At 64.2% G+C, this 24,717-nt stretch carries 16 protein-coding genes; 10 read left to right on the top strand and 6 right to left on the bottom strand.

Annotation, left to right across the window (positions count from 1 at the left end):
* Positions 1-166 precede the first annotated feature (166 nt).
* Positions 167-2,110 carry a GAF domain-containing sensor histidine kinase gene (locus SJI03_RS08200; RefSeq protein ID WP_322426778.1) on the bottom strand — a complete coding sequence of 648 codons (1,944 nt, stop codon included), beginning with the start codon at positions 2,108-2,110 and terminating at the stop codon, positions 167-169.
* 185 nt (positions 2,111-2,295) lie between these two features.
* On the opposite strand from SJI03_RS08200, the gene SJI03_RS08195 reads away from it, so the two are divergent.
* The 5 genes from SJI03_RS08195 (at position 2,296) to SJI03_RS08175 (ending at position 10,004) form a co-directional block, all read left to right on the top strand.
* Positions 2,296-3,843 carry a C13 family peptidase gene (locus SJI03_RS08195; RefSeq protein ID WP_322426777.1) on the top strand — a complete coding sequence of 516 codons (1,548 nt, stop codon included), beginning with the start codon at positions 2,296-2,298 and terminating at the stop codon, positions 3,841-3,843.
* A 29-nt stretch (positions 3,844-3,872) separates the two neighbouring features.
* Complete coding sequence (czcI, locus tag SJI03_RS08190; protein WP_322426776.1) at positions 3,873-4,253, top strand: cation efflux protein, CzcI family; 381 nt, start codon at positions 3,873-3,875, stop codon at positions 4,251-4,253.
* A gap of 91 nt (positions 4,254-4,344) precedes the next feature.
* Positions 4,345-5,583 (top strand): TolC family protein, encoded by a 1,239-nt coding sequence (locus tag SJI03_RS08185; protein ID WP_322426775.1) that lies wholly within the window; start codon positions 4,345-4,347, stop codon positions 5,581-5,583.
* Between the two features lie 13 nt (positions 5,584-5,596).
* Positions 5,597-6,802, top strand: coding sequence for an efflux RND transporter periplasmic adaptor subunit (locus SJI03_RS08180; RefSeq protein WP_322426774.1), 1,206 nt, complete (start codon positions 5,597-5,599; stop codon positions 6,800-6,802).
* A 25-nt stretch (positions 6,803-6,827) separates the two neighbouring features.
* Entirely contained in the window at positions 6,828-10,004 is a 3,177-nt protein-coding gene (locus SJI03_RS08175; RefSeq protein WP_322426773.1) for a CusA/CzcA family heavy metal efflux RND transporter, read from the top strand.
* Positions 10,005-10,017: 13 nt separating this feature from the next.
* On the opposite strand, the gene SJI03_RS08170 is transcribed toward SJI03_RS08175, so the two are convergent.
* Positions 10,018-10,527: a hypothetical protein gene (locus SJI03_RS08170; protein ID WP_034753470.1), complete on the bottom strand. Its 510-nt coding sequence runs from the start codon at positions 10,525-10,527 to the stop codon at positions 10,018-10,020.
* Positions 10,528-10,891: 364 nt separating this feature from the next.
* On the opposite strand from SJI03_RS08170, the gene SJI03_RS08165 reads away from it, so the two are divergent.
* Positions 10,892-11,530 carry a PEP-CTERM sorting domain-containing protein gene (locus SJI03_RS08165; protein ID WP_322426772.1) on the top strand — a complete coding sequence of 213 codons (639 nt, stop codon included), beginning with the start codon at positions 10,892-10,894 and terminating at the stop codon, positions 11,528-11,530.
* Between the two features lie 80 nt (positions 11,531-11,610).
* Here the strand turns inward: SJI03_RS08165 and SJI03_RS08160 are convergent, their stop codons facing one another.
* A complete protein-coding gene (locus SJI03_RS08160) occupies positions 11,611-11,847 on the bottom strand; it encodes a hypothetical protein (RefSeq protein ID WP_152598828.1) in 237 nt (78 codons plus the stop codon).
* Positions 11,848-12,058: 211 nt separating this feature from the next.
* Between SJI03_RS08160 and SJI03_RS08155 the strand changes: the two genes are divergently transcribed.
* Positions 12,059-12,433 (top strand): hypothetical protein, encoded by a 375-nt coding sequence (locus SJI03_RS08155; RefSeq protein WP_099378558.1) that lies wholly within the window; start codon positions 12,059-12,061, stop codon positions 12,431-12,433.
* Here SJI03_RS08155 and SJI03_RS08150 read toward each other — a convergent pair whose 3' ends face one another.
* Complete coding sequence (locus SJI03_RS08150; RefSeq protein ID WP_322426771.1) at positions 12,434-15,472, bottom strand: CHASE domain-containing protein; 3,039 nt, start codon at positions 15,470-15,472, stop codon at positions 12,434-12,436. It abuts the gene before it with no gap.
* A 224-nt stretch (positions 15,473-15,696) separates the two neighbouring features.
* Between SJI03_RS08150 and SJI03_RS08145 the strand changes: the two genes are divergently transcribed.
* Positions 15,697-16,416, top strand: a complete 720-nt coding sequence (locus SJI03_RS08145) for an AraC family transcriptional regulator (RefSeq protein ID WP_322426770.1) — start codon at positions 15,697-15,699, stop codon at positions 16,414-16,416.
* On the opposite strand, the gene SJI03_RS08140 is transcribed toward SJI03_RS08145, so the two are convergent.
* Both SJI03_RS08140 and queC read right to left on the bottom strand, forming a co-directional pair.
* Complete coding sequence (locus SJI03_RS08140) at positions 16,400-17,317, bottom strand: sterol desaturase family protein (protein ID WP_322426769.1); 918 nt, start codon at positions 17,315-17,317, stop codon at positions 16,400-16,402. The genes SJI03_RS08145 and SJI03_RS08140 overlap by 17 nt on opposite strands.
* Before the next feature lie 81 nt (positions 17,318-17,398).
* On the bottom strand, positions 17,399-18,112 hold the full coding sequence (gene queC, locus SJI03_RS08135) for a 7-cyano-7-deazaguanine synthase QueC (RefSeq protein ID WP_099378554.1): 714 nt from the start codon (positions 18,110-18,112) through the stop codon (positions 17,399-17,401).
* Positions 18,113-18,334: 222 nt separating this feature from the next.
* Here queC and SJI03_RS08130 point away from each other — a divergent pair, with 222 nt between their 5' ends.
* Both SJI03_RS08130 and SJI03_RS08125 read left to right on the top strand, forming a co-directional pair.
* The gene (locus SJI03_RS08130; protein WP_322426768.1) at positions 18,335-20,257 is read left to right on the top strand and encodes an autotransporter assembly complex family protein; all 1,923 of its coding nucleotides are present in this window, start codon (positions 18,335-18,337) and stop codon (positions 20,255-20,257) included.
* Entirely contained in the window at positions 20,257-24,681 is a 4,425-nt protein-coding gene (locus SJI03_RS08125) for a translocation/assembly module TamB domain-containing protein (RefSeq protein ID WP_322426767.1), read from the top strand. Before SJI03_RS08130 ends, SJI03_RS08125 begins: the two co-directional genes overlap by 1 nt.
* The last annotated feature ends 36 nt before the right edge of the window (positions 24,682-24,717 follow it).

Below are 24,717 nucleotides of genomic sequence, written 5' to 3'. Positions count from 1 at the left end.
GGCCCAAGCCCCCAACATGGGCGTTCCGGGCCAAGCGGGCCTGAAAAATGTCGAGGGCAAGGCGCGGCGACGCAGACAGTACGCATGTACGGCAAGGAGCTGCAACGCCGCCATCGGCATTTTCTCAGGCCCGCGTCTCAGGCCCGCCATTTTCAAGCTTCAAATTTCAAGCACTCTTCGGCTCCAGCGGGAAGCGTATCTTGTAATGCAAGCCCATCCCCGCCGCACTGACCACCTTCACCGTCCCTCCCAGCGGTCCCGTCACCAGGTTGTACAGGATATGCGCACCGAGTCCGCTGCCGCCGGAGCCGCGCTTGGTCGTGAAGAAGGGGTCAAACAGCTGGCCCAGGGTGGCGCTGTCCATGCCCATGCCGTCGTCGCTGTAGTCGAGTTCCAGCATCTCGCCGGCCATCCTGGCTGAAATCTTGATCTTGCCCGGCTCGCCTTCGGCAAAGCCGTGCACCAGTGAATTGACCACCATGTTCGTGACGATCTGCGAGACGGCGCCCGGATAGCTGCGCAGCTGCACCTCGGGCGCACAGTCGATCTCCACCTTGACCGGCTTGCCCTTCAGCTTGGGCTGCAAGGACAACAGGATTTCATCGAGGTATTTGCGCAAGTTAAAGCTGCGCAATTCGTCCGAAGACTGATCCACGGCCACCTGCTTGAAGCTGCGCACCAGCGCCGCGGCGCGCTGCGTATTCGTCGTCATGATGCGCAGGGTCTGGTCGATGATGTCGAAGAATTGCCGCAAGCCGTCCTCATCGAGCTGGCCGCCCTCCAGGTCTTCGCGCGTGAGTTTCAATTCCTGCACCAGGTGGCTGGTGGCCGTCACGCAAATGCCCAGCGGCGTATTGATTTCATGCGCCACGCCCGCCACCAGGCGCCCCAGGGACGCCAGTTTTTCCTGGCGCACCAGTTCCGACTGCGCTTCCTGCAAGGCGCTCAGGGCGCTGTTCAGGGCCGCGTTCTGCTCTTCCAGCGCTTCCTTGGCCTGGCGCATGGCGCTGTCGGCCTGGATGCGGGCCATCGCCACGGCCACGTGGCTGGCCATGAAGGCCAGCACGTCCAGTTCCGCCTGGCCATACACGACGGATTCGTCGTAGCTTTGCACGATGATCACGCCATATTTCCGCTCGCCCAGCAGCATGGGTGCGCCCATCCAGCTGGCGATGCTGGTATTGCCCAGCGGCTCGTCCATCTCGCCGCTGGCCACCAGCGCCGCATAGCTGCCGGCATCGAGCAAGCAAGCCTGGCGCCGCGCCAGCACATACGAACTCATGCCGATGCCGTAATGAAAGCGTTTTACGGGCGCCTGCGCATCCTTCTCGTCGACAAAATACGGGATCGTGATGTCCTTGTTGTCCGGGTGGTACAGGGCGATGAGGAAATTCTTTGCCGTCACCAGCTCGCTGATGATGGCGTGCAGACGCGCGTACAAGGTCGTCGCATCGGCTGCCTGCGCCGACAGGTTGGCGATTTCATACAGCGCATGCTGCAGGTTTTCCGCGCGGCGCCGCTCGGCCACCTCGTGCGCCAGCAGGGCCGTGCGCTCCTGCACCGCCTTTTCCAGGCGGTCCATGCTTTGCATGCCTTGCAGGGCGCTCGATACATGCGTGGCAATCAGCGCGAACAGGGCCTGGTCCTCCAGGCTGAAACGGTGCTGCGCGTCATAGCTCTGGATGACGATGGCGCCCAGCACCTGGTGCTGCTGGTCCAGCAGCGGGCAGCCGATCCAGTGCTCGGCCGCCGTGCCGCCGCCCCAGGCGCCGCCGCCGATGGCACGCATGGCGTCGTCGTCAGCCGTCATCACCAGTTGCTTGCGGTTGACGATGACCCACGCCGTGGGCGACTGCGCGGCGCTGGCCAGGCGCACGCCCTCGCCTGGATCGGGCGCGGCGTCGAATTCATCGACAAAGTAGGGAAAGCGCACGAGGCCATCGTCGTGGTCGCTGAGCGCCACGTAAAAATTGGCGGCATACATGATGCGTCCCAGCGCCGCATGCACCGCCTGCAGGAATTCGCTGATATCGCTGCAGGTGCTCGAGCGTTGCCCGATTTCCAGCAACACGGTTTGAACGGCTTCCAGGCGGCTGAGACGGCTTTCCATGGGTGACTATGTACCTTGTGCAAGTATATGTTCTGAAAATCAATATTATCAGTTCAGCCCAGCCTTGGCACGGCATAAAACGCAGAATCTTGCCTTGAGGCAGAGCAACACACGCCACGCGCGCATTTGCCATGCTGGCAATACAGTGGCAGACTAGGCCCCTTCCTACAGACCAGACCGTCCTCATGACTGCCACGCTACGCGCCTCGCTTCGCCCCTACACCCTCGCCGGCCTGCTGGCCTTTGCCGCGCTGGGCATGCCGCCGCTGTGCGCCGCGCCAGCCAAGGCGCCGGCGGCGGAAACGGCCGATGGCGGACGCTATTTCGGCCCCCTCGTCGCGGGCAAGATGCATGGCCAGGGCCGGCTCGAATACGCGAGCGGCGCGTTCTACGAAGGAGGTTTTGCGCGCGGCGTGTTTTCCGGCCAGGGCAAGCTGCGACAGGCGTCCGGCGTCGAATACACGGGCGCGTTCCGCCAGGGCGCCTTCGATGGCCTCGGCCGCTACACCTCGCCCAAGGGCGAAATTTACACGGGCAGCTTCGTCAAGGGCAGCTTCGAGGGACAAGGCCGCTTCCAGGGCGCCGATGGCGCCACCTTCGAAGGCCATTTCAAGCACTGGCGCCCGCACGGCGCCGGCAAGCTGACCGACACGGACGGCACCGTCTTCGAAGGCGAATTCGTCCAGGGCCAGGTGCAGGGCAAGGCCAGGGTCACCACCAGCGATGGCATCCACTACGAAGGCGAGCTGAAAGACTGGAAATTCGAGGGTGTAGGCGTGCTGCGCACGGCCGACGGCGACGAATACCGGGGCGGCTTCAAGAATGGCCAGTTCGACGGCAAGGGCGTGCTGCGCTATGCCGTGGCGCAGGCAGACGGCCGGCGCGAAGACAGCGGCAACTGGACGGAAGGCCAGCTGGACGACCCGGCCTTGGACAAGCTCACGCGCGACAATATAGAGCTGGCCCTGTATAACCAGCGCGCCCTGCTCGACAGCGCCCTGGCCAGGATCGCGCCGCGCGATGCGGCGAAGAAAATCAATCTGTATCTGCTGAGTGTGGCCGGCGATGGAGCGCAGGAAGTGTTTCACCGCGAAACGGCCTTCGTGCAGCGCCAGTTCGACCGCGATTACGGTACCGTGGGCCGCTCCTTGATGCTGGTCAACAGCCGCAACACGGTGGCGCAGCAGCCGATGGCCACGCGCACCAGTATCGCAGCCAGCCTCGACGCGCTGGGCGCGAAAATGGACAAGGCCAACGACATCCTGTTTTTATTCCTCACCAGCCACGGCTCGCCCGAGCACGAACTGGCGCTGGCGCAAAACGGCATGGACCTGCACAGCCTGCCCGCGCAAGAGCTGGCGTCCATGCTCAAGCACAGCGGCATCCGCTGGAAAGTCATCGTGATCTCGGCCTGCTATGCGGGCGGCTTCATTGCGCCATTGAAAGATGACAACACCCTCATCATCACGGCCGCGCGCAGCGACCGCACCTCGTTCGGCTGCGACGACCAGAACGATTTCACGTATTTCAGCGAAGCGTATTTCAAGGAAGCCTTGCCCAAGAGCACCGGCTTTGCCGAAGCGTTCGACCAGGCCAGGGGGCTGGTGCAGGCGCGCGAGGCAGCCGATTTCCGCGAAGGCGGCATGGAGGCGGAAGAGCATTCCGAGCCGCAGCTGTTCCAGGGCAAGGCCATCGCCGCGCAGCTGAAGGCGTGGCGCGCCCAGCCACGTTAAGCGCTTCTTTCTGTACAATAGCCGTCACCATGCGACGATTCTTCCTCATTTTGCTGCTGTTCGTGCTTCCGCTCCAGATGTCCTGGGCCGCGGCGAGCGCGTATTGCCTGCACGAGGAAGGCAAGGCGGCGCAGCACCTGGGCCACCACAGCCACCAGCACAAGGCCGAGACCGAGGCAGATGCGGACAAGCAACCCGCCGGTGACAAAAAGGTAGCTGACCAGCAGAAAAAAGGCCAGCCGCACAGCGATTGCAACGTCTGCCACGGCATCGGCCATGCATGGCTGCCGGCCGGCTCCAGCCTGCCCATCGGTGACATGGCGTCCGTGAACGCGGACACCTCCCCCTTCTTTTACGCTTCCCACATCCCGGACGCTCCCAAGCGCCCTGACTGGTCGTCGGCCACCTAGGCCGACGGGACGTTTCAATCACTTTTCGCTGTAAGCCAGGCGCCAGCCTGCGCGTCCCGTCGAATTCTTTTTCCATACCTTGGAGAATTCGATGCACCGTTCCATCTATCTGTTATTGCTCTCCGCTGGCCTGCTGGCCGGCAACTTTGCCCATGCGCAAGCTCCACAGGAGCCTGCCGGCCCGCTGACCTTGCCCGCCGCGCTGCTGCTGGCCGAAGGCGGCAACGCCACCCTGTCGGCCGCCCGCCACGAGCTGGCGGCGCAAGACGGCGCGTTGCAACAGGCACGCGCCCTGCCCAATCCAGAATTGCAAACCGTGCTGGAAGACACGCGGCGCGCCACGCGTAGCACCACCGTGCAGCTGAACCAGTTGATCGAACTGGGCGGCAAGCGCGGGGCGCGCGCCGCCGTCGCCCAGCGCGGCGCAGACCTGGCGCAAGCGGGCCTGTCCCTGCAGCAAGCCGACACGCGCGCGGCCGTCACGTCCGCCTTTGTCGACGTGCTGGCGGCGCAGGAAGGCTTGCGCCTGGCCGACAGCGCACAGGCACTGGCCGCGCGCGCCAGCGACATCACGGCGCGCCGCGTGACGGCCGGCAAGGCCTCGCCCGTCGAGGAAACCCGCGCCCGTGTCGCCGAAGCGAGCGTGCGGCTGGAACTGAACCTGGCCCGCAGCACCCTGGCCAGCGCCCGCAAGCGCCTGGCCGCCCAATGGGGCAACGCCACGCCACGCTTCAGTATCGCCGAGGGACGCCTGGAAACTTTGCCCGAACTGCCCCAGGCAAGCGAACTGGCGGCGCGCCTTGGGCAAGCCCCGGCCGTACGACAGGCGCACAGCGCGCTGGCCCAGCGGCAAGCCATGCTGGACGTGGAACAGCGGCGCGCCACGCCCGACGTCACGGTCAGCATCGGCATGAAGCGCTCGGAAGAGCTGGGCCGCAACCAGGCCATCATCGGCCTGGCCCTGCCGCTGCCTTTGTTCGACCGCAATGCGGGCAACAAGCTCGATGCCTTGCGCCGCAGCGACAAGGCCAGCGACGAGCTGGCCGCCGCCCGCATCGCCGTGCAAACGGACGTGGCCGCCGCCATCGAACGGCTGGCCACGGCCCGGCTCGACGTGGAAAGCTTGCGCCAGGACATCTTGCCTGGCGCGCAAAGCGCCTACGACGCGGCCAGCAAGGGTTTCGAGTTCGGCAAGTTCGCCTTCCTCGACGTGCTCGATGCCCAGCGCACCTTGCTGCAAGCCAAAAACCAATACTTGCGCGCCCTCACCGAAGCACACCAGGCCGCCGCCGACATCGAGCGCCTGCTGGGCGCACCAGCTCCCCTGTAAGGAATCCCCGACCATGAATATCAAACTCGACAAAAAACAGAAGATCGCCATCGCGTCCATCGCCGCCGCCGGCATCGTGCTGGCCATCCTCATCCTCGGCACGGGCAATTCCAGGACCGCGCCGTCCACCGCCGTCAAGGCGGAAGCACATACTGAAAAGAAAGACGAACATGGCCACGAAGAAGTGGAAGGCAAGCTGGAATTGAGCGCCGCGCAAAGCAAGGCCGCCGGCGTCGTCATCGCTACGGCCGCGCCCGGTCGCATCAAGACGACGGTCGCCCTGCCCGGCGAAATCCGTTTCAATGAAGACCGCACGGCCCACGTCGTGCCGCGTCTGGCCGGCGTGGTGGAAGCCGTGCACGCGGATCTGGGCCAATTGGTGAAAAAGGGGCAAGTGCTGGCCGTCATCGCCAGCACGGAACTGTCGGAACAGCGCAGCGAGCTGCTGTCGGCGCAGCGGCGCCTGTCACTGGCCCGTTCCACGTATGAGCGCGAAGAAAAACTGTGGCGCGAGAAAATTTCGGCCGAACAGGATTATCTGCAGGCGCAGCAGGCGTGGCGCGAAGCGGAAATCGCCGTGCAGAACGCGCAGCAAAAGCTCAGCGCGCTGGGCGCCACGAGTACCAGCAAAGGGCCGCTGAACCGCTACGACATCCGCGCGCCGTTCGACGGCATGGTGCTGGAAAAACACATCACCCTGGGCGAAGCCGTCAAGGAAGACGCGAACATCTTCGTCATTTCCGACCTGTCGACCGTGTGGGCGGAAATCGCCGTGCCGGCGAAAGACCTGGCCACCGTGCGCATGGGAGGCAAGGCGGAAGTCAAAGCCAGCGCTTTCGATGCCAGCGCGCAAGGCACGATCACCTATGTGGGCGCCTTGCTGGGCGAGCAGACGCGCACGGCCAAGGCACGCATCAGCTTGCAGAACCCCGACATGGCGTGGCGTCCGGGCCTGTTCGTCACGGTGGAAGTGGTGTCCGGCGAAGCGGACGCGCCCGTCACCGTGCAGAGTACAGCCATCCAGACGGTGGAAGACAAGCCCGTCGTCTTCGTGCAGGTCAAAGATGGCTACCAGGCCACGCCCGTGGTGCCGGGCCGCAGCGATGGCACATTGACGCACATCAAGCAGGGCCTGGCCGCCGGCACGCCGTACGCGGCGCAAGGCAGTTTTGTCCTGAAGTCCGAGCTGGGCAAGGACTCCGCCGGCCACGAACACTGATCACGTCAAAGCTAAGGAAACCATCATGTTTGAACGCTTGATCCGCTTCGCCATCGACCAACGCTGGCTGGTGATGCTGGCCGTGGCCGCCATGGCTGGCCTGGGCATCTACAGCTATCAAAAGCTGCCCATCGACGCCGTGCCCGACATCACCAATGTGCAGGTCCAAATCAATACACAGTCCGCCGGCTATTCGCCGCTGGAAACCGAGCAGAGGGTCACTTTCCCCATCGAGACGGCCATGGCCGGCTTGCCCAACCTGGAGCAGACGCGCTCGCTGTCGCGCTACGGCCTGTCGCAAGTGACCGTGATTTTCAAGGATGGCACGGACATCTATTTTGCGCGCCAGATGATCAACGAGCGCTTGCAGGAAGCCAAGGAAAGCTTGCCGGCTGGCATCACACCAAAGATGGGCCCGGTTTCCACGGGCCTCGGCGAAATCTACCTGTGGACGGTGGAAACGCAGGACGGCGCGAAAAAGCCCGATGGCACGCCGTACACGCCGACGGACTTGCGCGAAATCCAGGACTGGATCATCAAGCCGCAGTTGCGCAATGTCACGGGCGTGACGGAAATCAATGCCATCGGCGGCTACGCCAAGCAATACCAGGTGGCGCCCTACCCGGAAAAACTGGCCGCCTACGGCATCAGCCTGCAAGACGTGGTGACGGCGCTCGAGCGCAACAACAGCAACGTGGGCGCCGGCTACATCGAACGGCAGGGCGAGCAATTGCTGATACGCGCGCCGGGCCAGGTGGCCTCAAAGAGCGACATCGCCAACATCGTCGTCGCCAATGTGCAGGGCGTGGCCATCCGCATCCGCGACGTGGCCGACGTGGTGCTGGGGCGCGAATTGCGCACGGGCGCGGCCACGGAAAACGGCCGCGAAGTGGTGCTCGGCACCGTCTTCATGCTGATCGGACAGAACAGCCGCGCCGTCTCGCAAGCCGTCGACAAAAAGATGGTGGAAATCAACCGCAGCCTGCCGAAAGGCGTGCACGCCGTCACCGTGTATGACCGCACGGTATTGGTCGACAAGGCGATCAATACGGTGAAGAAAAACCTGCTCGAAGGCGCCGTATTGGTGATCGCCATCCTGTTCCTGTTCCTCGGCAATATCCGCGCGGCCGTCATCACGGCCATGGTGATTCCGCTGGCCATGCTGTTCACGTTTACGGGCATGGTGCAATACCATGTGAGCGCCAATCTGATGAGTCTTGGGGCGCTCGATTTCGGCATCATCATCGATGGCGCCGTGGTGATCGTGGAAAACTGCGTGCGCCGCCTGGCCCATGCCCAGCAAAAACTGGGACGGCCCTTGACCTTGCAGGAACGTTTTCACGAAGTGTTTGCGGCATCGCAAGAGGCGCGCCGCCCCTTGCTGTATGGTCAGCTGATCATCATGGTCGTGTACCTGCCCATCTTTGCGCTGACGGGCGTGGAAGGCCGCATGTTTACGCCGATGGCCCTGACGGTCGTCATCGCCCTGCTGGGCGCCATGCTGCTGTCGATCACCTTCATCCCCGCCGCCGTGGCGCTGTTTATCGGCGACAAGGTGGCGGAGAAGGAAAACGCCATCATGCGCGCCGCCAAGCGCTGGTATGCGCCGCTGCTGGACAAGGTGATGCGCAACACGCCCGTCGTGCTGACGGGCGCGGCGGTGGCCGTCGTGCTGTCGGGCTTGCTAGCCACGCGCATGGGCAGCGAGTTCGTGCCCAGCCTGAACGAGGGCGACATCGCCATCCAGGCCCTGCGCATCCCCGGCACCAGCCTGAGCCAATCGCTGGCCATGCAGCAACAGCTGGAAAGCAAGCTGATGGCAAACCACAAGGAAATCGCGCGCGTCTTCGCCCGCACGGGAACGGCCGAGATCGCCTCGGACCCCATGCCGCCGAATATTTCCGACGGCTACATCATGCTCAAGCCCCGCGATCAGTGGCCGGAACCGGGAAAATCGCGCGAGCAATTGCTGGCGGAAATCGAAGCGACGGCCACCAGCTTGCCTGGCAATAACTACGAGTTTTCGCAGCCGATCCAGCTGCGCTTCAATGAACTGATTTCCGGCGTGCGCAGCGACGTGGCAGTGAAACTGTTCGGCGACGACATGGCCGTGCTCGACAGCACGGCGGCGAAGATCGCCGGTGTGCTGGGCAAGATTCCTGGCGCAACAGAGGTGAAGGTCGAGCAGACGACGGGGCTGCCCATGCTGACGGTGCAGATCGACCGCGAGCAGACGGCGCGCTACGGTCTCAACATTGCCGACGTGCAAGCGGCGATTGCCACGGCCATCGGCGGGCAAGAGGCAGGCACCCTGTTCCAGGGCGACCGCCGCTTCGACATCGTCGTGCGGCTGCCCGACAGCCTGCGCAGCGACCTGGAGCAATTAAAGCGCCTGCCCATCGCCCTGCCCCTGGGCGCGGCGACGGAAGGCCGTGCCCGCTTCATCCCGCTCGGTGAAGTGGCCAGCCTGCAAGTGGCGCCGGGGCCGAACCAGATCAGCCGCGAGGATGGCAAGCGCCGCATCGTCATCAGCGCCAACGTGCGCGGACGCGATATCGGCTCATTTGTGGCCGACGCCACGCAACAGTTGCAATCGCAGGTGGCCATCCCGGCCGGCTACTGGACCAGCTGGGGCGGCCAGTTCGAACAGTTGCAGTCGGCCACGAAACGCCTGCAGCTGGTGGTGCCCGTGGCGCTGGCCCTCGTCTTCGTCTTGCTGTTTGCCATGTTCGGCAACGTGAAGGATGGCTTGCTCGTGTTCAGCGGCATCCCGTTCGCCTTGACGGGCGGCATCGTCGCCCTGTGGCTGCGCGATATCCCCATGTCGATCTCGGCGGCCGTCGGCTTCATCGCCCTGTCCGGTGTGGCCGTGCTGAACGGCCTGGTGATGATCGCCTACATCCGCCAGCTGCGCGAACAGGGCATGCCCTTGCAGGAGGCGATACGGGAAGGGGCGATCACGCGCTTGCGGCCCGTGCTGATGACGGCGCTGGTGGCCTCGCTGGGTTTCGTGCCGATGGCCATTGCCACGGGCACGGGCGCCGAAGTACAGCGCCCGCTGGCCACCGTGGTGATCGGCGGCATTTTGTCGTCGACGGCCTTGACCTTGCTGGTGCTGCCGCTGCTGTACCGGCTGGCGTACCGCCGGCAAGAGGAGGTGGAAATGTCCGCCTCACGCGAAGGCGCAGCGGTGCAGATGTAGCGGCGGTGCCGGACTACGGGCGGCGGTAGCCGCCCTCGATCCAGTTCGCTGCGGACGTGGCGTTGAACTTGAACGCGGCCGAGGTACGCACCTTGGCGATCTGTTCGCCGTCGGCGTCGTAGGCGCTCAGTTCCGCGTACGGGTGGTCTTCGTCGGGGACGATGTCGAACATCACCTTGACTTGCCCCTCGTCCGTGGCGACAAACAGGTTCTTGTGCAATTGCGCATGCAGCTGCTGCTCATGGCGACGCAGCACTTCCGACGCCGTCTTGACCAAGGTATTGAACGCGTTGACGTCGAGCGGCTTCGGGTTTTTCTTGTCGCGGCCCATGGTCCACGGACCCACGAGGGCCGGCTCCGGTTCGCCATCCTTGATCATGGCCACGGCCCAGCCTTCATCTTCCTCGTTCTTGATCACGCGCGCCGTCCAGCCATTGCCTACCCACAGGCGCGGCTCCTGGATCGGGGCGTCGTTGTCCTGCTCGGCTGCTTCGTCGGAAAAGTCGGGGAAATCGGTACTCATGGCGGTGCTCGTGATGGAAGGTCGGGGCTAGCATGATAGTCGAAAACGCCCGCCCGTGCCGCCTTGCCGCAAGGTAAGGCGCGGCCCGCCATAGTCGATCCCGGCAAGAAGACAAGCTATCAATGTAGTAGCTTTACTCTAGCAATCGCGCTTTGATATTTCTCAAGCAAACCTATTATTATTTTGCAATCTGAATTGTGTTTTTTATATTTAAATATTGCATGTAGTAATGCTTGGCCTCCAGAAACTCTTTTCTCCTGCGACGCCCCTCGTCCCTGCGCGCCGCACTGCCTCGCCACGCCGGGCACTTTCGTCGTTCCTGATAAAAATAGCTGTGTACACCAATACATTCGAGGGAATCAACATGAAAATCTTGTCCACTCTGGCCTGCGCCACGCTCGCCATCGCCGCAGGCAGCGCCAGCGCAATTCCCACCTTCACTACCGGCGGTACGGTACTGGCAGGCGAGGGGCTGGTCACGTCGGTCGCGGGCGCCACCACCATCGATTTCAATGATGGCCTCGTACCCGGCAATTACACGGGTAACGTCTTTACCAGCGATCACCCAAGCTATGCCGCGCAGCCACCGAACGATCTGACGGCCTTCTATTCCGTCGGCGTGACGAATGGCCAGATCACCCCTGGCGTCGCTACCTTCGGTGGCGGATTGAGCTATTTTGGTTTCTACATGGGTTCGCCAGACGCGTATAACAGCGTCGTCTTCACCATGGGAGATCAAAGCACGGTCACCTTGACGGGATCGCAAATCGCCACCTTGGGCAGTGTCAGCGCCAATGGTGATCAATCGGTGGGCCTGTATGTGAACGCGTGGGCGGGCGAAGGGGCAACATTTACCACGATCGCCTTCCACTCGACAGGCCAGGATGCATTTGAAAGCGATAACCACGCCTTCATCGCCGCCGTGCCCGAACCGGAAACCTATGCCATGTTGCTGGCCGGCCTGGGCTTGCTGGGCTTCATGCTGCGCCGCAAACCATCCTGATTCCAGGCATGCACCGACAAAAGCCCGCGCTGCGGGCTTTTGTCACTACCAGGCGAGGCATGTCTTGCAACGACCACGCATCAGCACATGGACATGGCAGGCCGGTTGGGCCAGGTCAGCGGTGGACCGGGCGGCACCCAGCGCGGGTCGATGGCCGGCAGCGGCGCATGGTAATTGAAGGGGTTGATGATGATCGGCGGTATCGCCGATGGCGCGCCGACTGGCTCGGCGCAGGACTGCGTGGCGCTACGCTGGCGCGTGCTTCGATGGTGGGAAAGGGATAGCGATTGATCCCCGGTATCTGCAAACAAAAGCATGTTGCCCTCCTTGCGAGACTGAGGTGTTCAGTATAGGACGGCTTGCGCACATTACAAGAAAAGAAATCTTGTTCCAGATCAGCGTTTTTCTGTCCCCAGCGCCTTCCATACCGTGAAAATGACGGCCTGTCGCACGCCGCTGGCGGCCAGCCGGGCGCGCCCCTACAGTGTGACCATGCAACACCCCATCACCCACACACTGAGGCTTACCATGAAAAAATTGCTCACCTTCGTCCTCATCGTCATGCTTGCCTGTCTGTTCCTCGACAAGATCAGCGGCAGCGACATGCACATGCAGTTCCACGGCGACGATGTCGACGGGCCGCTGGAGTGGCTGTTCGGCCTGGTGTTTGCCGGCGGTGGCTTGCTGATCGCCGCCATTGCGGTGGTGTGCGCCGCCATCATCACGGGCGTGGTCCTGGCGGGAGTCGGCGTGGTGCTGATCGCCGTCGTGGCCCTGTGCGTGGTGCTGGCGCTGGCCTTGAGCACGCCCGTGCTGCTGCCGTTGCTGATTCCCGTCGCCATCGTCTGGCTGATCGTCAGCCGCAACCGCAAGCAGGCGCAAGCGCGTCAGCACAGCCTGTAATCACTGCGCCATGAACTTGCTGAGCACGCCGTCGCTGCCGCCGTCATTCTGTTCGATGCGGTTGCGCCCGCCACGCTTGGCCCGATACAGCGCCTCGTCGGCACGCGCCAGCACGGCTTCGCAATCAGCATCGGTACCGGCCATGGCGGCCATGCCGATGCTCACCGTGATGCTGATCACAATGCCACCATCGATGGTCAGCGAACTTTCCGCCACGCGCCGGCGCAACCGTTCGGCAAACACGGCGGCGGCGCTCAAATCCGTGCCGGGCAGCAAGATGGCGAATTCCTCGCCACCCACGCGGCCCGGCACGTCGACCTTGCGCAGCGCCTGGCACATCAGCGCGCCCAGGTGGCGCAGCACGGTATCGCCCACGGCATGGCCATACTCGTCGTTGACGTGCTTGAAGTGATCGATGTCGAGCATCAGCACGCTGGCGCAGCTGGCCAGTTCGCGCTGCAAGCGGGCATGCTCGTTTTCCAGCGACGCCATGAAGTGGCGCCGGTTCGGCAAACCGGTTAAAAAATCCGTAGTGGCCAGCTGCAACAGTTCCGCGTTCATGCGCTTACGCTCGGTGATATCGAGCGAGGACACCATGACGAAATCGAGGCTGTCCGCATGGCCGGGCATCACCAGCAAGCTCAATTCATTTTGCCGCGCCGCGCCATCGAGACGCACGAAGCTGCTTTCGCACTCGAACAGGTGGGCGCCGCCAGCCAGCGCCAGCAGCGCATCGCCAAAGCGCGGCAAGGCGCTGTCGTCGAAATTCTGCGCCAGGCCCAGCGCGCCGCGGCGCTGGTCATCCTCGTTGGCGCGCACCTGCGCCAGCGCGGCGCCGTTCGCATCGATGATGCGCACCAGCCCCGCCAGTTGCCGCAGCGCATCCGGATTGGCCTGGAAGTGGGCGCCCAGGTCGTGCACGCCGGCTAGCTCGAGAGCATCGAGCGCGGCGCGCACAGCCGACCAGTCCTGTTCCCACAGGGCCACGGGCGCATGGTCGTACAGACTGCGGAAACGCGCTTCGCCCGCGCGCAGGGCCAGCGCCACCTGCGCCTGTTCGATGGCCATGCCGGCCAGGTGCGCCGCCTCGCTCAGCCGCGCCAGATGGGCCGCGCCCGGCAAGGTCGGATGGCGGTGATACGCCATCAGCACGCCCAGCAGCTTGCCCGAGCCGCCACGCACGGGCTCGGCCCAGCACGATTGCAGCTGGGCCTGCCACGCCAGTTCCATCGTCTCCTGCGCATCCGCATGCAAGTCACCGACGATCACGCGCTGACCATCGCGCACGGCTTGCGCGGCGATGCCATGCACGCCCTGCAGGGTGTCGAGGTCATGGCCATGGCTGGACAGGTTGAAAAACGCGGGCAAGCCCGGCGCCGCTCCCAGCACCAGGCGGTGGCGGCTTTCATCGAGCAGCAAGATGCTGCACAGCATGGCGGGATGGTCGGCTTGCACGCTCAGCACCACGCTTTCCAGCACCCGTTCCAGCGGCGCGCCCGTGGCCAGCATTTCCAGCACTTGCCGCCGCGTATGTTCGCGCCGCTCCATCTGGCTGCGCTCGCTGATATCGCGGAAGGTCCACAAGCGCGCCTGCTCATTGCCCAGTTGCATGCTGCGCACATATTGCTCGACCACCCGTCCATCGCGCAGGTGCAGCACGTCGCGCCGTTCGCGGTGGCCATGCGGCGCATGGACGCGTGCTCCGAGGAAAGGCGCCGCCTGCTCCAGCTGGCTTTCCACATGGCGCACCAGCGCCGCGCCATCGGCTTGCCAGTCGAGCGCGTCGGGCACTTGCCACAAGTCGCGGAAACGCCGGTTCGACGTGAAGATGCGTCCCTCGGTATTGTCGACCAGAATGCCGTCGATGGTCGAATCGAGGATGCTGCGCAGCATGGCCTGGCTGCGCTGCGCTGCTTCGGCCATCGCCAGCACGCTCGCCTGCCCCTGCTCCAGCTGGCCGGTCAGCTCGCTCGAACGCGCCAGCGCCGCCTGGGCGCGGGCGCGGCCCGCCGCCAGCAGCCAGGCGGCCAGTGCCAGCACGATACTGGCCAGCACGCCGGTCAAGGCCACCAGGCGGGGCCGCGCCAGCAGTTCGCCATCAAAGCCCGGCATGGCGCGCACGCGCAAGGTCCAGGCATGGCCGGCGATGCTGATCGCTTGCTGCGACACCAGGCTGTCCGAGGCGGCAGACGACAAGGCGCCCGGCAAGCTGTCATACATCAGGGCCGCCTCGGCCAGTTGCGCGCCATCATAGATTTCCAGGTCCAGCTGGCGCGCGCTCTCGCCGCCCACGCCCGCCATCAGGTCGCCCATGCGAAATGGCGCAAACACCCAGGCGCGCAAGGCGGCGCGGCGCTGCTCCACGCTGGCATGCGGCAAGCCATTGTCATACACGGGCAGCACGACGAGGAAGCCATGCGCCTGGGCGCTGCCGCCATCCTGCACCAGGTGGATCTTTCCCGTCATGGCGGCTTGCCCCGTGTCGCGCGCCTGTTCGAGCGCGGCGCGGCGCACGGGTTCGGAGCCGATGTCGTAGCCGAAGGCCAGCAGGTTGCTCTCGCTCAAAGGTTCCAGATAGGTGATCGGCGCATGCCAGGCACGCTGGCCGTGCGGACGCACGGCATAGCCGGGATAGCCGTCCGCGCGCACGCCGGCCTCGTGCCGCGCCAGGGCGCCGCCGGACAACAGCGGCAGGTAGCCGATGCCATGGATGCCGGGAAAGTGGCGGTCCACCTGCTGCACCGCCAGGTAGGCATGGAATTCGCGGCGCGTGACTTCCTGCGAACTGGCATACAGTCCCTGCACCCCGTGCAGCACCTGGATATAGGTCTGCATGCGGCCGACGATGTTGCCCACCAGTTCGCGCACGCGGAAATCGAAATCGGCCTGCACCTGCTGCTCGCTGGCATCGTCGGCATTGCGCCAGGCGCCGTACGTCAATCCCAGGCACAGCGCCAGCACCAGCGCGGCCAACGCGCGCGGTCCCACCCAGTGCGATACTGGCCAGGCAAACCACGACGAAGACGCACGTGTAGGCATGACAGGTGGACAAGCAGAACGGACATCAAACCGCTACACGGCCAGCAACATGGCTGGCAGCGGGCTGCACGACTACCATCGGTAGTCGATGAGAATGATAGTACGTTACAGCGGGCGGCCATGCAATGCTGAATATTGTATTAAAAAAATCACATATTTCATCAATGCAACGATACGTACTCCAGGAAAATTCGATGCCATGAAAACCATCCCCGCCGGCTGGTATGATCGCCCCGCAATCCATCACCTGGGAGTCGCGTTTGCAACAGGATAGCTGGCAGGGAACACTTTGGCTGGCGCCGGACTTTGCCATCTTGCATGGCGCAGCAGGCGCCACGGACAGCCACGCCCATTATGCGCACCAGCTGATGCTGAGCACGGGGGAGCCTTTCACGGCCGAGCTCGACGGCATCGTCCACACGGCGCGGCACTTGCTGGTCGATAGCCTGCGCCCGCACGCCATCCTGAGCGCGCCGGCGCCCACGCTGACCATCTATGCGGAACCTCAGCGCCTGCGCGGCGCGACCCTGCTGGCCGCGGCCGGCAGCGCAGGCGTGCCCAGCCTGGACAATCTGGCTGCCGCGCTGCAGGCCCAGCCACGCGAAGACTTGCCCGATCCCCGCCTGCGGCGGGCGCTGGACAAGGTCGACGCGCTGCTGTCGGGCAAGGTCAGCGCGGCCACCGTGGCCGAGGCGGCGCATTTGTCGCTGAGCCAGCTGGAACGCCTGTTCAGCGCCCAGCTGGGCCTGCCCGTGCGGCGGCTGGTGCTGTGGCGCCGCTTGCGCCTGGCCATCCGTTTCATCTTGCTCGGCAGCACCTTGACGGACGCGGCCCACGGCGCCGGCTTTGCCGATGCCGCGCATTTTTCGCGCACCATGCGCAGCCTGTTCGGCGTGCGCGCCGACCGCAGCTTGCGCCAGCTCAACGTCAAGCTGCTCGATTGATGACGCGATTGAGCGCCTGCTTCAAGCCGGCCGGCAACTCGGGCGCGCGCACGCCCTCTTCCGCGCGGAACGGTTCCAGCAGTTGCGCCCCATATGCGGGCGGGTAATCGGGACGGCTGCCGATGCCCAGATCCTCACCCCGCATGCGGTAATCCGGGGCATCGAAACGCGTGCCCAGCAGGCGGTCCCAGCAAGTAAAGAACAGGCCGAAATTCACGTCGCCGGCTGTGCCGTATTTCATGTGATGAAAACGGTGCAGGGGCGCCCAGGCAAACACGTGGCGCAGCGGCCCCATGCGCATGTCGACATTCGCGTGCTGCAGCAGCAACTGGATCGCCACGGCAAACGCCAGCACGGCCATGACCTTCTCAGGTATGCCCAGCAGCAGCAAGGGCAGCATGCCGCCCGTCGCTTCCAGCAGCAAATGCAGCGGATGTTTCATCCAGCCATTAAAACCGTACAGGCGCGTCACGCTGTGGTGCACGGCATGCAGTTTCCACAGAAAATAATAGCGGTGGCTCAGGTAATGCACGAGCGTGATGCCGCAGTCGGCGAGAAGGATGGCCAGCAGCAATTGCAGCCAGAACGGCCAGGTGCCGGGCCAGAAGTCTCCCAGCGCCAGGTATCCGGCCAGCAAGGGAAACGCCGCCAGGCCCAGCAGATACAGCGCTTCATTGACGAACGCATGCAGCGTATCGCGCCAGCCATCGCCGTGATCGTGGTTCCACGCGCCGTCATACGGCAGACAGCGTTCGGCAAGAAAGGAAGTGAGCAGGGCCAGCAGCAGCAAGGGCGGCAAGACCCAGAGAGAATAGTGGCACACCGCGACCAGGCAACTGGCGGCGCCGATGAAGCCGGCCCAGAACACGGGGCCGTACAGCGCGGCAAAGAGGGATTTCATGGCAAGACGCTCCTGTGGCAAAAACCACAGCATGGCGTGTCCCCCTGCCGCGCCGCTTGAAGAAACGGCGCAAGCTGTTTTTTACTTTGCTGCCTTGCGCGCAGCGTATTGCTGGTAGCCATTCGCGCGCAGGGCGCAGGCGGGGCAGGTGCCGCAGCCATAGCCCCAGTCGTGCAGCTCGCCACGCTCGCCCAGGTAGCACGTATGCGTACCGCTACGGATCAGGTCGACCAGCGGCTGGCCGCCCAGGTCTTCCGCCAGGTCCCAGCTTTGCGCCTTGTCCAGCCACATCAGCGGCGTTTCCAGCTTCAATCGTGTATTCATGCCCAGATTCAGGGCCACTTGCAGGGCCTTCATCGTGTCGTCGCGGCAATCCGGGTAGCCGGAGAAATCCGTCTCGCACATGCCGCCCACCAGCACCGTCAAGCCGCGGCGGTACGCCACGGTGGCGGCCACGGTCATGAACAGCAAGTTGCGTCCAGGAACAAAGGTGTTTGGCAAGCCGTTTTCCTGCATGACGATCTCGACGTTCTGCGTCATGGCCGTATCGGAAATGGCGGAAATGAGCGACAGGTCGATCATGTGATCCTCGCCCAGGCGGCTGTCCCATTCGGGTGACTGCTGGCGCATCTGTTCCAGTACGCCGGGCCGCACGGTCAGTTCGATCGCATGGCGCTGGCCGTAATCAAAGCCGATGGTTTCCACGCGGCTATAGTGCTTCAAGGCCCAGGCCAGGCAGGTGGTGGAATCTTGCCCACCGCTAAAGAGCACCAGTGCGGAGTCCGTTGCTAGCATAAATTTTCTTTCTATGTTTTTATCTGTTGCAATAGTGCGCGGGGAAACATGATTCCCCATGCAAAAAATACTTATTCGTCCGCCATCAGTTTACCTATTCCGGTAACATGCAGTCAGCATTTACTCATCTGGAGCACCATGTTTTCTGCACGACCCATACGGCATACGGCTGCCGGCAAGGCGATACGACCACGAATTTTGGCACAAGTAGTGACAAAAGTAATGGGGCAACTGACACTGGCGGCCGCCGGCGGTGCCATATTGCTGTTTCCCATCGCCCATGCCGGCGCGCAGGAGGCGACGCAAGAGCGCCCGCAAGACGCCGTTGCCGACAGCTCCGCCGCCACGGAAGCGGCGCCCGCCCCGCTGCAGTACGAGGTCAAGGTCAACGCGCCGGGCGACCTCGATGAGTTGCTTGAAAAAAACCTGGACCTGGAACGCTTCCGCGGCAACCCGCGCATGGACCGCGAGCAATTGCGGCGCCTCGTGCGCGGTACGCCCGAAGAAGCCAAAAACCTCATCGCCACGGCCGGCTACTACACGCCCGTCGTCACGGTGCGCGTCGATACGACGGGCGCCAAACCCGTCGTCATCGTCGACGTCGACCCGGGCCAGCCCGCGACCATCGACAAGGTCGAGCTGGAATTGCGCGGCTTCGATCCCACGCCGCCGCTGGCCGCCAGCGAGCCCTACGATACGGAAGCCCTGAAGCGCAGCTGGTCGCTGAAGACAGGCAGCGTGTTTCGCCAGTCCGACTGGGAATCGGCCAAGCGCGCGCTGCTGCGCGAAGTGGTGCAGACGCGCTATCCGCGCGCCCAGCTGGTCGATACGCAAGCCGTGGTCGACCCGGAAACGCACAAGGTCTCCTTGCTGGTGGTGCTCGACAGCGGCCCCGAACTGCGCTTTGGCGAGCTGCGCATCGAAGGCCTGAAGCGCTACCCGGAAGCCATCATCCGCAACCTCGACAAAATCCGTCCCGGCGAGTACTACAGCGAATCGGCGCTGCAATCGTTGCAGGCGCGCCTGCAGGACACCGGCTACTTTGCCAGCGTGGAAGTGAGCGCCGACATGAGCAGCATCCTCAACGAGCAGATCGAAGCGGGCCAGGAAAGCCAGCAAGCCGAGGCCGCAAGTGCCAGCGCCGGCGCCGTGCCCGAAGCCAAACCCGTCAACCGCGGCCCCGCGCCGCAGCTGCCGCTGGTGGTGCGCGTAACGGAAAACAAGCAGCAGAACGTCAGCGCCGGTCTCGGTTTCAGTACGAATACGGGGAATCGCGCCCAGCTCAACTATGACAACCTGAACGTGTGGGGCACGCGCTTCAAGAGCGCGATCACCATGGAAACGAAGAAACAGGCAGCGCACGCCAATTTCTACTTTCCAACAACCGAGCGCGGCTACAACGACAGCGCGGGCGCCTCGTTCGAGCGCAGCGACATTTCCAACGAAATCACGGCCGTCACGACCATTTCGGCCAAGCGCAACTGGGGCGGCACCAACCTGGAGCGCAGCCTGACGTTCGAATTCCTCAGCGAAGACAAGACCGTCGTCGGCCTGGAACAGACGCGCAGCAAGAGCTTGCCGCTGACCTATGCCATCACCAAGCGCAGCCTCGACAGCCTGCTGTTTCCCACCAAGGGTTATGTCATCAACGCCCAGGTGGGCGGCGCCCTGCTGCCCGTGCTGACGGACGAGCGCTTCGTGCGCGTGGCCGGCAAGGCCGTGTATTACCGTCCACTCGGTGAAAAAGGCGAGCTGATCGTGCGCGGCGAAATGGGCGCGCTCGGTTCGAAGGAAAAACGCGGCGTGCCGGCCGTCTACCTGTTCCGCGCGGGCGGCGACCAGTCGGTGCGCGGCTATGCCTACCAGGAACTGGGCGTCAAGGAAGGCGACGCCACGGTCGGCGGGCGCTACATGCTCACCGGCAGCGCCGAATACCAGTACTGGTTCAAGCCGAAGTGGGCCATTGCCGCCTTCTATGACGCCGGCAACGCGGCCGATACCGTGAAAGCGGCCATGACGCCGAAGTCGGGCTACGGCCTGGGGGGACGCTACAAGAGCCCCGTCGGCCCCATCAATGTCGACGTGGCGTACGGCCACGCCGTCCACGCCTACCGTTTGCACTTCTCTCTGGGATTCACTTTCTGATGTCCGATATGACCACCGAGGCGCCAAACACCGCGCCCCAGCCCCCAGTAAAAAAAACGCGCCGCTGGCCCCGCTATGTGGCGATCGCCGTCGCCAGCCTGGCCGTGCTGCTGGGCGGCGCCTTCTGGTTCCTGGGCCGCGAATCGACCTTGCAGATGCTGGTGCAAAAAGTGGCCAGCGCCAGCGGCGGCGACATCGAAGTATCGGGCGTATCCGGCTCGCTGTACAACCGCATGCACCTGGGCCACGTCAGCTACCGCAGCAAGACGCAGCACATCACGGCCGACAATATCGACATCAACTGGTCGCCGTTCCAGTTCTTCTCGGAAGGCATCGCCATCAGCGAACTGCACGTGGCCAGCCTGTCCGTGGAAAGCACGGCGCCGTCCGAAGAACCGTCGACCATGCCCGCCAGCCTGGCTTCGCCGTTCAAGATCGGCATCGCCGACGCGCGCCTGGACAAGGTGACCCTGGTCAGCGCGGGCGGCAACACGGTGTTTGAAAAGATCCACTTCACCTTGTCAGGCGACAAGACGCAATGGCAGCTGGAAGACGCTTCGGCGCTGACGCCGTTCGGCCAGGCCACGGCCAGCGCGACGATTGCCGCCACGCAGCCATTCAAACTGTCAGGCAAGGCCGGCTTGACGCAGCTCAACCCCGCCGCCGGCGAAAAACCGGCCGCCCTGGCGCTGCAGCTGGGCGGCGACTTGAACGTGCTGAACGTGACAGCCAAGGGCAGCGCGGGCGCGGCCACGGCCGACGCCCAGCTGGCGCTGGCGCCGTTCGACCCTGTCATCATCCTGCGCTCGGCCAATATCCGTGGCCGCAACATCAATCCGGGCAAGTTTGACGCCACCTTGCCGCAGGCGGACCTGAGCCTGGAACTCGACGCCGCCATCGACACGCGTCCCAACGCGCAGACCGTGTCGGGCAAGCTGGCCATCCTCAACCACGCCACGCCGGGCCCCATCGACCAGCAAAAATTGCCGCTGCGCCAGTTCGAGGCGCGCCTGGGCGGCACCCTGACGGCCACCACGCTCGAGTCAGCCATCATCGACTTCGGCAACGCGGGCAAGTTCACGGGCAGCGGCAAGCTCAACCGCGATGCGGCCGACGCGCCCATCGGCAATGCGCAATTGACCCTGCACACGGACAAGATCGACTTGCAGCATATTTACAGCAGCATCAACAGCACGAAAATCGTGGGCGATATCGTGCTCGACAGCGACGGCAAGACGCAGACCCTGCGCGCCAAGCTCGGTGAAGCCAAGCTGCGCCTGGACGTGGAAGCCACCCTCGCCGATTCCTTGGTGCAACTGCGCAAGGCGACCTTGCAAGCAGGCAAAAGCAGCGTGAATGCGACGGGCCAGATCAGCCTGAAGGATGAGCAGCCCTTCAAGGCCGTGGCCAGTACCAGCCGTCTCAATCCCGCCGACTTCGGCGCCTTCCCCGTGGCCGACCTGAACCTCGACGTGCGCGCCAACGGCCACGTGGCCCCCCAGTGGCTGGCGAATGCGGACTTCACCGTGCGCCCCAGCAAGCTGCTCGACCAGCCCCTGTCCGGCAAGGGCAAGCTGACGGCCGATGCGGCCCATTTCAGCGGCATCGACGTGCAGTTGGCGCTGGGCAAGAACAACGTGACGGCCAAGGGCAACTTTGGCGGCGCCGGCGAAAAGCTCAACTGGAACGTCGATGCACGGCAACTTTCCGCCCTGCAGGGTGATTTGCTGGGTACCGTGCTGGCCAGCGGCGTGGTGCAAGGCACCCTGCAGCAGCCGCGCACGAGCTTCGTTGCGGATGCGAAAGGACTGGGATTGACCAGCGGCAAGCGTCCCGCGCCGGACAGCGCCATCCACGCCAGCGGCGACGTGGGCCTGACGGGACCGAAGAAGGAAGCGGAACTGAAAATGACGGGTTCCTTGCAGAAGATCAACCCGGCCGCGTTTGGTGCATCACTGCCCAATGGCAACGTCAATGCGGATTTCAACGGCAACGGCCGCCTGAGCGGCGACTGGCAAGTGGCCCTCAACCTGGCCCTGCGCGAATCGACCTTGCAAAACGCCCCGCTGGCCGGCTACGCCAAACTGTCGGCCAACGCCAAGCGCATCGACAGCGTGGATACGGAACTGCGCCTGGGGCCGAACAGCCTGCTGGCCAAGGGCGCGCTGGGCGGCGCCACCGACAAGCTCACCTGGAAACTCGATGCGCCGCAACTGTCGACCCTGGGCCCGCGCTTTGCCGGCGTGTTGCAGGCGGCCGGCTCCGTCTCGGGCAAGATGGATGCACCGGCAGCGCAACTGACCTTGGATGGCCGTGACCTGACCTTCTTTGGCGACCAGCAACTGAAATCCATCAAAGGCAGCGCCAGCGTGGGCGCTGGCCAGGGCGCGCTCGACCCCATGGTCAGCAGCCTGGACATCATGGGCTACAGCACGCCCACCTTCAAGCTGGCCAGCGCCCGCCTGGCCACGACGGGCACGCGCGGCAGCCATACCGTGAACCTGGCGGCGCGCAACGACGATTTCGATGCCACCGTGCAAATCCGGGGCAGCCAGAGCGGTGCCAGCTGGACAGGCACCATCGACAGCCTGCAAAACAAGGGCCGCTATGCACTGGTGCTGCAAGCGCCCGTGCCCGTCAAAGTGGCGGGCCCTGCCGGCAGCGGCGTGGCAGGCCTGGGCCAGCCTGAACAGATCAGCGTGGGCAATACCGTCATCAAATTGCCCGCAGGCAGCATCACCATGCAAAACCTCGTCAAGAACGGCCCCCGCTGGACCAGTTCCGGCCAGGCGGCCGGCGTGGCGCTGACCTATCTGGCGCAAGTGATTCCCGCGCTGCAAGCCAATGCGCGCAGCGACCTGACCTTGGGCGCGCAATGGTCGCTCGACATGCAAGTGCCGACGGCCAAGCAGAAAGATCCCTCACTGGCCGGCATGCTGCACATCTACCGCGAAAAAGGCGACGTAACGGTGGGCGTGGAACAGCCGCTGGCACTGGGCTTGCGCACCCTCGATGCAAGAGTGGACGTGGCCAACCAGCAATTGCGCCTGGCCGTGAAACTCGATGGCGCGCGCGCGGGCCAGAGCGACATCAATGCCACTGTGCAAATGCTGGGCGGACGCATCAGCAACGACAGCGCCCTCTCGCTGACGGCCACCACCAACGTCGATACACTGGCCTGGCTGGCGCCACTGACGGGCCAGCCAGGCCTGGAACTGGGCGGCGCCCTGAAAATCGCGCTGGCTGGCAGCGGCACCATCGGCGCGCCGCAATTGAATGGCGACATCAACGGCAGCAAGTTGCTGGTGAACTGGGCCGACCAGGGCTTGAAATTGCGCAATGGCGTGCTGCAAGCCAAGCTGGCCGGCGATCAATTGCAATTGCAGCGCCTGAGCTTTGACGGCGGCGATGGCAAGGTGCAGGCAGATGGCTGGGTACGCTTTGCGAATGGCGAAGCGAGCCTGGAACTGAAATTGATGGCCGACCGCCTGCAGGCGCTGTCGCGCCCCGACCGCACCTTGATCCTGTCGGGCAACAGCACCTTGGTGCGCAACGACAAGCGTTTCAGCTTCGAGGGCAAATTCAAGGCCAACCGCGCGCTGATCGAACTGGCGCCGCAGGATACCCCGACGCAAAGCAGCGACGTGGTAGTGCTGGGCAAGGAAGTCAAAGGCAGCAAGGAAGCGCCATCCTTGCCCCTGAATATCGACCTCGAGTTCGACCTGGGCAATGCCTTCCACCTGCGCGGCATGGGCATCGATGCGGACCTGGCTGGCAATGTGCGCGCCAGAGTCATCAACCGCGCCGCGCCACGCGTGACGGGCAGCATCAAGGTTACCAGCGGCCAGTACGCGGCCTACGGACAAAAGCTGTCGATCGAACGGGGCTTGATCGCCTTCACGGGCGCCTACGACAACCCGTCCCTGAACATCCTGGCCGTGCGCAAGCGTCCCGAAGGCGAAGCCTTGTCGGAAACGAATGTGGAAGCGGGCGTGGAAGTGCGCGGCACGGCCCAGGCGCCAACAGCCAAGCTGGTCTCCACGCCGAGCGTGTCGGACAGCGACAAGCTGGCCTGGCTGATCCTCGGCCACGGCGCGGAAACGGCGGCCGGCGATGAAATGGCCCTCCTGACGACGGCGGCAGGCGCCCTCTTCGGCGGCTCCGGCGGCGGCTTGCAGGGCAAGCTGGCCAGTTCGCTGGGCCTCGATGAAGTGGGCCTGTCACAGGCACAAGGGCTGGAAAGCACGGTCGTCACCGTCGGCAAGCGCCTGTCCTCGCGCGCCTACCTGACGTTCGAGCAAGGCACGAGCACGGCGACGAGTCTGGTCAAGCTGCGTTACAAGCTAAACCGCCGCATCACTTTGCAGTTCCAGACGGGCACCAACAATGCGCTGGACGTCCTTTACACCTGGGCGTTCGATTGATTCATTGATTGATTCAACGCAAGCGAAAAACACAAA

The organism is Janthinobacterium sp. GMG1 (genome assembly GCF_034427795.1).
GTDB lineage: Bacteria > Pseudomonadota > Gammaproteobacteria > Burkholderiales > Burkholderiaceae_D > Janthinobacterium.
The sequence above is the reverse complement of the archived record's forward strand: the minus strand, read 5'-3'. Positions and strand labels throughout refer to the sequence as shown.